The sequence below is a fragment of the uncultured Campylobacter sp. genome (assembly GCF_938017705.1).
Taxonomy (GTDB): Bacteria; Campylobacterota; Campylobacteria; order Campylobacterales; family Campylobacteraceae; genus Campylobacter_B.
This window is the reverse complement of the sequence record NZ_CALIIS010000238.1, coordinates 1-8,217: the sequence shown is the minus strand read 5'-3', so window position 1 is coordinate 8,217 and position 8,217 is coordinate 1. Positions and strand designations below refer to the sequence as shown.

The 8,217-nt window shown below is 50.4% G+C and carries 6 protein-coding genes; 1 reads left to right on the top strand and 5 read right to left on the bottom strand.

The window, feature by feature from the left end; translation table 11 throughout:
- The 5 genes from truB to sstT all read right to left on the bottom strand — a co-directional run.
- On the bottom strand, positions 1-887 hold an 887-nt coding region (gene truB / locus Q0605_RS11015), incomplete at its 3' end, for a tRNA pseudouridine(55) synthase TruB (protein WP_298706904.1).
- Positions 880-2,940 (bottom strand): UvrD-helicase domain-containing protein, encoded by a 2,061-nt coding sequence (locus tag Q0605_RS11010; RefSeq protein ID WP_298706903.1) that lies wholly within the window; start codon positions 2,938-2,940, stop codon positions 880-882. The genes truB and Q0605_RS11010, both read right to left, overlap by 8 nt.
- Complete coding sequence (locus Q0605_RS11005; protein WP_297880672.1) at positions 2,937-3,344, bottom strand: hypothetical protein; 408 nt, start codon at positions 3,342-3,344, stop codon at positions 2,937-2,939. The genes Q0605_RS11010 and Q0605_RS11005 overlap by 4 nt, the downstream gene beginning before the upstream one ends.
- A gap of 1 nt (position 3,345) precedes the next feature.
- The gene (locus Q0605_RS11000; protein ID WP_298706902.1) at positions 3,346-5,259 is read right to left on the bottom strand and encodes a M3 family oligoendopeptidase; all 1,914 of its coding nucleotides are present in this window, start codon (positions 5,257-5,259) and stop codon (positions 3,346-3,348) included.
- A gap of 110 nt (positions 5,260-5,369) precedes the next feature.
- Positions 5,370-6,629: a serine/threonine transporter SstT gene (gene sstT, locus Q0605_RS10995; protein ID WP_291936613.1), complete on the bottom strand. Its 1,260-nt coding sequence runs from the start codon at positions 6,627-6,629 to the stop codon at positions 5,370-5,372.
- A 144-nt stretch (positions 6,630-6,773) separates the two neighbouring features.
- On the opposite strand from sstT, the gene metK reads away from it, so the two are divergent.
- On the top strand, positions 6,774-7,973 hold the full coding sequence (gene metK / locus Q0605_RS10990; protein WP_298706901.1) for a methionine adenosyltransferase: 1,200 nt from the start codon (positions 6,774-6,776) through the stop codon (positions 7,971-7,973).
- Positions 7,974-8,217 lie beyond the last annotated feature (244 nt).

The window sequence follows — 8,217 nt, the reverse complement described above, 5'->3', positions numbered from 1 at the left end:
CCACCTCGACTTCCACAAGACCATGCAGGGCTACCTCGACGCCAAGGCCCGCCTGCAATCGGAACATCGTTCCAAAGATACCTCACCTCGCCCGCGCCAATCTCGATGATCGAGTAAAAATCGCCGCAGATAAGCAGGTAGCACCCGTCCGCGCGGCTTGCCAGATCCTTTGCGGCGAGCTTCTTGCCCAAGATCACGTCGCGCGCGTCGCCGTCGTAAAAGTTTGGCTTAAGATCTAAAAACTCGAGCGGATTTAGTGCCACCTCGTCCGCAAAGCGCGGATCTTTCAAATCAAAAGCCCCCTCGCTTTCCCGTCTAAGCGCGCTAAGTGTACCGCAAACGCCTAGCTTTTCTGCTAAAATTTGCGCGAAAGAGCGCACGTAGCCGCCCTCGCTAAGCGCGACGCGAAAGCTCACGAAAGGATGAGCGTAGCTTAAAATTTCAGCATCAAAAACCCGCATCGAGCTCTCTTTTAAGCTCACCTCTTCGCCCGCACGAGCGAGCTTGTATGCGCGCACGCCGTCAATTTTCTTGGCGCTGAAGGCGGGCGGGATAAATTTTATCTCGCCGCGCATCTGCGCCACCGCGGCGTCTAAAATTTCGCGCAAAAGCGGCGGAATTTGCTCCACGCGCTCAATATTTTCGTTATCGCCGCTTGGGCTTTGCGCGCCCAGCCACAGCGTCGCGGCGTAAACTTTTGGTTCCTTTTTCAAAAACCTAAAAAAGCGCGCGTATTGCCCAAACGCCACGATCAGCGCGCCACTCGCGAAAGGATCGAGCGTGCCGCTAAAGCCCGCCTTTTTCACGCCGTATTTGCGCTTCAGAGCGCTTAAAAATTTATTGCTGCCGATGCCCGCGGGTTTGTCCGCCAAAAACAATCTATTCATAAGCTCCGATCTTTTCTACGAAATTTGACATTATTACGCGCGAAATTCCGCCGAAATTTATAGTGAGTCGGTCGCCGTTTACCGCCGTGATCTGTCCGATACCGAAGAGTTTGTGTTTGATCAGCTCGCCCTTGCTAAAACCGCTGCTTTGCTCGCGCGGAGGCTCTTTAGCTACCAAACCCGCCTCGGCTATAAACCTGCTCGCATCCAGCCTCTCGCGCTTGCCGCGATAAAATCGGCTAGCCGCAAAGCTAAGCGTGAGAGTGCGTTTGGCGCGCGTAATCGCTACGTATGCAAGCCTACGCTCCTCCTCGATGTCATTGCTGTCGCCCAAAAGCGGGAAAAACCCCTCCTCCAGCCCGATTACGAAAAGGTGCGAAAACTCAAGCCCTTTGCTGGCGTGCACACTCATTATGTTTATCGCATCGCCCATGATAGCGTCTTGATCGCTAAGAAGGCTCAGCTCGTTTAAAAATTCCGCCAGATCAAAATCGGGCTTATTGCTCGCCTCGCCCTTCAGCATCGCCAAAAATTCGTCGATATTTGCTACGCGATCGGCGCCGTCCGGAAGCGAGGCATAGTAGGCCTTTAGCCCGAAAGCAGGCTCCAGCGCGTCTATTTTTTTGATCGTATCGGCTAGCGCGGAGATAGAAGCGATGCCGCTTTTAAGCTCCGCTAAAGCCTGCGCCGCCTTGGCGCTAAGCCCCGCGTCCGGCTCGCTAAAAGCGTCAAATAGACTGATAAGTCGCAGGCGCGAAAGCTCCTCGAGCTTTGCCAGCGAGACCTTGCCGATGCCGCGCTTGGGCACGTTTATGATCCGCCTCATCGAAAAATCGTCGTGCTCGTCGTTTACCAAGCGCAGATAGGCGATCGTATCCTTTATCTCGGCTCGCTCGTAAAATTTCACGCCGCCTACCATTTTGTACGGGATTTTGGCTCGATTTAGCCCCTCCTCCAGCGCGCGCGAAAGAGCGTTTACGCGGTAAAGCACGGCGATTTCAGAGGGCGCTACGCCGCTTGAAAGCAGCTTTTTGATAGCTTCTGAAATCTTTGCCGCCTCGATACTTTCCTCGTCTGAATGCAAAATTTCGATCTTTTCGCCCCCGCCGTTCATGCTAGTAAGGCTCTTGCCGAGGCGGTTTTTATTGTGCGAGATGAGCTCGTTGGCGGCATTTAAAATTTCATCCGTGGAGCGGTAGTTCTGCTCGAGTTTGATAAATTTTACGTTTGAGAACTGATCTTTAAAATTTAGAATATTTTCTATCCGCGCGCCACGCCAGCCGTAGATACTCTGATCGTCATCGCCCACTACTACGAGGTTTTCGTGCGCGGTGCAGAGCTTTTGCAGCAGTTTGAATTGAATGTCGTTGGTGTCCTGATACTCATCGACCGTGATGTAGGCGTAACGGCGCGAAATTTCATCGCATAGCCGCTCATTCGCGCTTAAAATTTTATACGGCAAAATTAGCAGATCATCGAAATCCACAAGATTATTCGCTGCCAAATACGCCTCGTAGCTCTTGTATGCTCTAGCGCAGTGCGCGTAAAATCCGCTATACATTCTGCTTAGTTCATCGTCCTCGCCCTTTAGAAGCTCGTCGATATCTTTGGGATCGATCAGAGAATTTTTGTAGGTTGAAATTTTGGCCGCCAATAGCGACGTGGGCAAATTTATCTCAAAGCCCTTGATGATCTTTTTCTTATCGTCGGTATCGATTACTTGGAAGTTTGCGCTGCGCCCAAGCTCGCTAATATGAAATTTTAAAAACAGAAGCCCGAATTTATGAAAGGTACACAGAAGCGGCACGCTACTTAAATTTAGCCCGCTTATCAGATTAAGCGCTCGCGAGCGCATCTCGGCGGCAGCTTTGTTCGTAAACGTAAGCGTGAGAGTATTTTCCGCAGGCACGCCGTTTGCGAGCAGATAGGCAAGGCGCGCGGTGATCGTTTTGGTTTTGCCGCTGCCCGCACCCGCTAAGATTAACATCGCTCCGTCCACGTGGCTCGCAGCCTCGCGCTGAGTGGGATTAAGACCTTCTAAAATATCGCTCATTTTGAGAAAATTTTACGCGATTTTTCGCGCTTAAGCCACTCGGACTCGGGCTGGGAGAAATTTACCGCGATGGGCTTGCCGTCCACGACGATCTGCAAAACCGCGTAAAACGGCACGCTAAGCGTGCTTGCAAAATCCTGCGGCCCAAATCCCGCCTCGAAAACCAGCTCATCCTTGCTAAGATGCGCGCTAGAAAGCGTGTATTCCTCCAACTGCAAAAAGATCGCGGGCATTTTGAAGCTTTTTAAAATTTCCTCCGGCAGCGGCGGATCAAATTTTATCTGATCCGTCCTCGCAACGATGCCAAATCCGCATCCAAGAGCTAAAACGTAATCCAAAACCGCGCCTATATTTGCACTACTCGCAGCGATAAATTTATCGTCTTTTAAAATTTTATCTATCATCCTAATCCCTCACAAACTCATCTACAAGCGCCGCGACCTGCTCTATGCCGATGCGCCAAAACTCGCTTTTATTGATGTCAAAGCCGAATTTCGCCACTAGCTTTTGCGGCTCGTCGCTGCCGCCCGAGCTTAAAAACTCGGTGTAAATTTGAACGAAATTTTCGAGCCTGCCGCTTTTATACAGCCCGTAAAGCGCGAGCACCAAAAGCTGCGCATAGGCGTAAGAGTAGCAGTAAAACGGCGTGTGAACGAAGTGCGGAATGTAGCTCCACCAACTTTTATAATGATCCTGCAAGATTAGCTCGCCCGCAAACATCTTGCGCGACTCCTCCATCCAAAGCTCATCTATTTGCTCGACGCTTAGCTCATCCGCGCTGGCGTGCACGCGCCGCTCAAAGGTCGTAAATCCAATCTGGCGGTAAAGCGTCGCGAAGATATCCTCGATCTTTGCCGCAAGCATCGCTCTTAGCGCGGCCTTGTCGCTTGCGGTCTGCGAGGGCGTATCCGTATCGCGCGCTGCGTATTCGCACGAACCCGCAGAGCTTTGCGAAGCGGCGTGTTTTACGGCGTGCTCGCTTGGAATTTCACCGCCCTGAGCCTCTTGCGAAGCATCGCGCTTTAAATTTTGCGAACTGTCCGAGGCGGCGGCGCTTTTTAAATTTGGCGAGCCGTTTAAATTTGAAAAATTTTCGCGCATATAATCAAACACCAGCATCTCGCAAAACACCGACGCGGTCTCCGCCGTCGTTAGCGGCGTAAAAGAGTTAAAATAGCCCACGCCGTAGCTTAGATACTGATGTATCGCGTGCCCCAGCTCGTGCGCGAGGGTAAATACGTCGCGGCGCTTGCGCGTGAAATTTAAAAGTACGAAAGGGTGCGTATCGCGCGAGCCTGAATGCGAAAATGCGCCGCTTTGCTTATTTTGCGCGGGCATCGCGTCGATCCAGTTTTGCTCAAACGCGATCAGCGCGATCTGCTTAAATTTCGGGCTAAATTTTTCAAACGCCGCTAGCACGATCTGCTTGGCCTGCTCGAAGCTAAACTCGTTCTCATCGCCGCCAAGCGGCGCATATCTGTCGTAATCATACAGCGCGTCGTAGCCTAAAATTTCGCGCTTTTTGGCGTAAAATTTGCCGACTAGACCAAAGCTTCGCTCCGCCTCTGCGATCAGAGCATCGACGCTTGCGATATTTATCTGATTTTCCTCATGCATCACCGCCTCGGCTTTATCGTAACCGCGTAGCTCGCAGCGAATTTTAAGATCGGTTTTGATCATATTGTAGATGTAACAAAGCAGATGGGAGTTTTGCTGAAGCACCGCGCTTAGCGAGGCTGCGGCATCCTTTCGCACCTCGCGATCAGAGCTATGGAGCAGGCTTAAAATTTCCTCCTCGCCGAGCTTGCGCCCGCGAAAATCAAAACTCATCCGCGCCATACTCTCGTCAAAAAGCCGTGAAAACGCCTCTCCGCTCACGGGTGAAGTTTTTAAAAGCACGCTTTCTTGCGGCAAGCTTAGCTGGTGGACTTTGCGCCGCTTAAGTAGGCTCAAATAGTATCTAAATCTCCCGCTTCCCACGACAAACTCGTCCTGTTTTGCGGCGTCAAGCTCGTTAAACTCGAGCTCGAAAAAAAGCAGGTTCTGCGAAATGTCGTTGCAAGCCTGCTCCGTCTTAGCCTGCTGCGCCCCAAGGCTCGTATCTCGCGCGAATCTAAGATGCGCAAAGCTCATTATCTTGCCGATCTGCTCGCTGATGCCCTCATAAAGCTCAAGCGCGCCTAAAAACTCCTCCGCGCTAAGAGTGTGCAGCTTATCTTTAAATTTAGCTTCAAAATCCCTAGCCTGCGCAGCCGCGCTATCTATCGCGCCGCTAAATTCCGCTTCGTTTGCAAACAGCTCGCCTAAATTCCAATTCATCGATTTCCTTTTAAAATTTTTGGATAATTTTATCAAAAAAGAATAAGTAAAATTTTAAAAACCGCGAGATCCGCCGCCTTAGCGGAAATCGCGATAAATTTTAAGGTGAGTTATTTTTGCATACTTTGCGACGCGATCGCCGTAAAAATCACGTCGGTAGAGCTATTGATCGCAGTTTCTACAGAGTCTTGGATCACGCCGATGATAAAGCCGATCGCGACCACCTGCATTGCGATATCATTTGAGATATTAAAGAGCGAACACGCAAGCGGTATCAGCATCAACGAACCGCCAGGCACGCCGCTAGCACCGCACGCACCGACTGCCGAGACCACGCAAAGCAGTAGCGCCGTCCAAAAATCGGGGCGCACGCCAAGCGTATGAGCCGCAGCAAGCGCCAAGATCGCGATTACCACCGCAGCGCCCGCCATATTTATCGTAGCTCCCAAAGGGATCGAGATCGAGCTTAGCTCGTCGCTGATACCGAGCTTTTTGCATAAATTTAAATTTACGGGGATATTCGCCGCCGAGCTGCGAGTGAAAAACGCCGTGAGGCCGCTTTCGCGTAGGCAGGTAAATACGAGCGGATATGGATTTTTCTTAATCACCGCAAAGACGATGAGCGGATTTACCACGAGGGCTACGAACGCCATCGCGCCTACTAGCACGACTACGATCCGTACGTATCCAAGCAGCGCATCAACGCCGGTTTGATACACGGTAGAAGCTACTAAGCCGAAAATTCCAAACGGCGCGAGTTGGATTACAAACTGCACGATTTTGGTTACCGCTTCACTCAGATCGGTAAAAATTTTTTTCGTTTCGTTGGTACAAAATTTAAGCGCGACGCCAAGACCTATCGCCCAGGTTAAAATTCCTACGTAGTTTCCGTGTGCGATAGCGTTTAGCGGATTATCTACAACCTTAAAAAGCAGATCTTTTAGCACGATCCAAACGCTTGCAGGGACCGCATTTTCCGCCGCGCCGACATTACTAAGTGCAAGCTGCGTCGGAAATAAAAAGCTGGCTGCTACCCCCACGCACGAAGCTAAAAAGGTGCCTACAATATATAGAACAACCACGCGTTTTAAGCCGCTTGCGCTGCCGTATTGTTTATTTACGATCGAGCTTAAAATCAAGATAAAAACTAAAATCGGAGCTACCGCTTTAAGGGCGCCTACGAATAAATTTCCTAAAATTTCCGCAAAAGCTACTACGTTTATTAAAAACGAAGTATGCTCTGCCGCAATATCGCCTGCCGCTGAACGTGCGGCAAAGCCCAAAATAGCTCCTATTATCAAGCCTGTAACTATGCGCAGAACTAGATTTTTATCTTTGTAGCTAGCTACTAATTTTTGAATCGAACTCATTTTTTACCTTTCAATCAAAACGTCGTTTGAAATATATCGAAATTTTATTTAAGCGCATTTAAATTTGGGCGAAATTTCGCAATTTTTAGTTAATCTTAAAACCTCGTTAGATAAAATGACGCGAAATTTTAATTAGGAGCAGATATGTATCTATTTACCAGCGAGGTCGTAAGCCCCGGACATCCGGATAAGTGCGCCGATATCATCGCAGATAGCATCGTGGATGAAATTTTAAAACAAGATCCAAACGGACGCGTAGCAGCGGAGGTTTTCATCGCGGGCAAACACGTAGTAATCGGCGGCGAAGTAAACGCTAAGATCGATTTTACCCACGACGATTACCGCCACATCGTAAAGGGCGCGCTTAGCGAGATCGGCTATAACGACAACCCTCATTTCACGCGCGCGCAGTGCCTGCATCCGCAGGATCTGCAAGTGGACGTATTTTTAAACCAGCAAAGCCCCGACATCAACCAAGGCGTCGATCAAGAGGGCGGCGAGATCGGAGCGGGGGATCAGGGCATAATGTTCGGTTTCGCAAGCTGCGAGACGAAAAATTTTATGCCGGCGGCGATCACCTACGCGAGGCTTCTTTGCGATCACGTTTATGCCTATGCAAAGTCCCATCCTAACGAGCTTGGCGTCGATATTAAGACGCAGGTTAGCGTCGATTACGGCACGAAGAGCAATTTTGAGGAGTGCAAGCCGCAAAGCATCCATACGATCGTGGTTTCCGCGCCATGCGTCGAGAGCATGAGCATCGAGCGCGTCCGAGATCTGATCGGAAATTTGATCGATTCTGCAGGGCTTCCGAAGGAGCTCTACAACAAAAGCAAGACGATCATCTACATCAACCCGACCGGCCGCTACGTAAATCACAGCTCGCTTCACGACAGCGGCCTAACGGGGCGCAAACTAATCGTCGATAGCTTCGGCGGCTACAGCCCGATCGGCGGCGGCGCTCAAAGCAGCAAAGACTACACCAAGGTCGATCGTAGCGGGCTTTATGCGGCGCGCTATATCGCCAAAAACATCGTTGCAGCGGGGCTTGCGAAAAAATGCATCGTCCAGCTCAGCTACGCAATCGGCGTCGCAAAGCCCGTCAGCGTCAGCGTCGATTGCATGGGGACGAATTTAGGCGCAGCTAGCGACGATGAGCTATCTGCTTTCGTGCTTGAAAAATTTCCGCTCACGCCGCGCTGGATCATCGATAAATTCGGCCTTGATCGCCCGGGCAAAGGAAGCTTTCTCTACGCCGACGTCGCCGCACGCGGACAGGTCGGAAACGACGAATACCCGTGGGAGCAGCTTGACGGCGTGGAGCTTTTTAAGGCTTTGAAATAAAATTTTACGCTTTGCAGTAGCGCCTTTTTAGCTTACGACATTCGCTAGGCTTGCAGCAGCGAGCCTAGCTCAATATTCTACGCGGCTTTGCAGCCGTGTAATTTATCGCATCCCAAAAAATAGCGTTGCGGCAAAATTCTCCATCAAAATTCTAAGCCGTGAAATTTAAGAGTTTTTGCAGGTAGAATTGAATTTTAAAATTTTAAGCCCTCTTTTTTGCGGGCTAAAATTTCGAGCGAACCGT

What these genes read in the sequence shown, in the direction of transcription:
- Q0605_RS11010 (WP_298706903.1), bottom strand. Translation starts at nt 2,940, where the DNA reads ATGAGCGATATTTTAGAAGGTCTTAATCCCACTCAGCGCGAGGCTGCG.
- Q0605_RS11005 (WP_297880672.1), bottom strand. Translation starts at nt 3,344, where the DNA reads ATGATAGATAAAATTTTAAAAGACGATAAATTTATCGCTGCGAGTAGT.
- Q0605_RS11000 (WP_298706902.1), bottom strand. Translation starts at nt 5,259, where the DNA reads ATGAATTGGAATTTAGGCGAGCTGTTTGCAAACGAAGCGGAATTTAGC.
- sstT (WP_291936613.1), bottom strand. Translation starts at nt 6,629, where the DNA reads ATGAGTTCGATTCAAAAATTAGTAGCTAGCTACAAAGATAAAAATCTA.
- metK (WP_298706901.1), top strand. Translation starts at nt 6,774, where the DNA reads ATGTATCTATTTACCAGCGAGGTCGTAAGCCCCGGACATCCGGATAAG.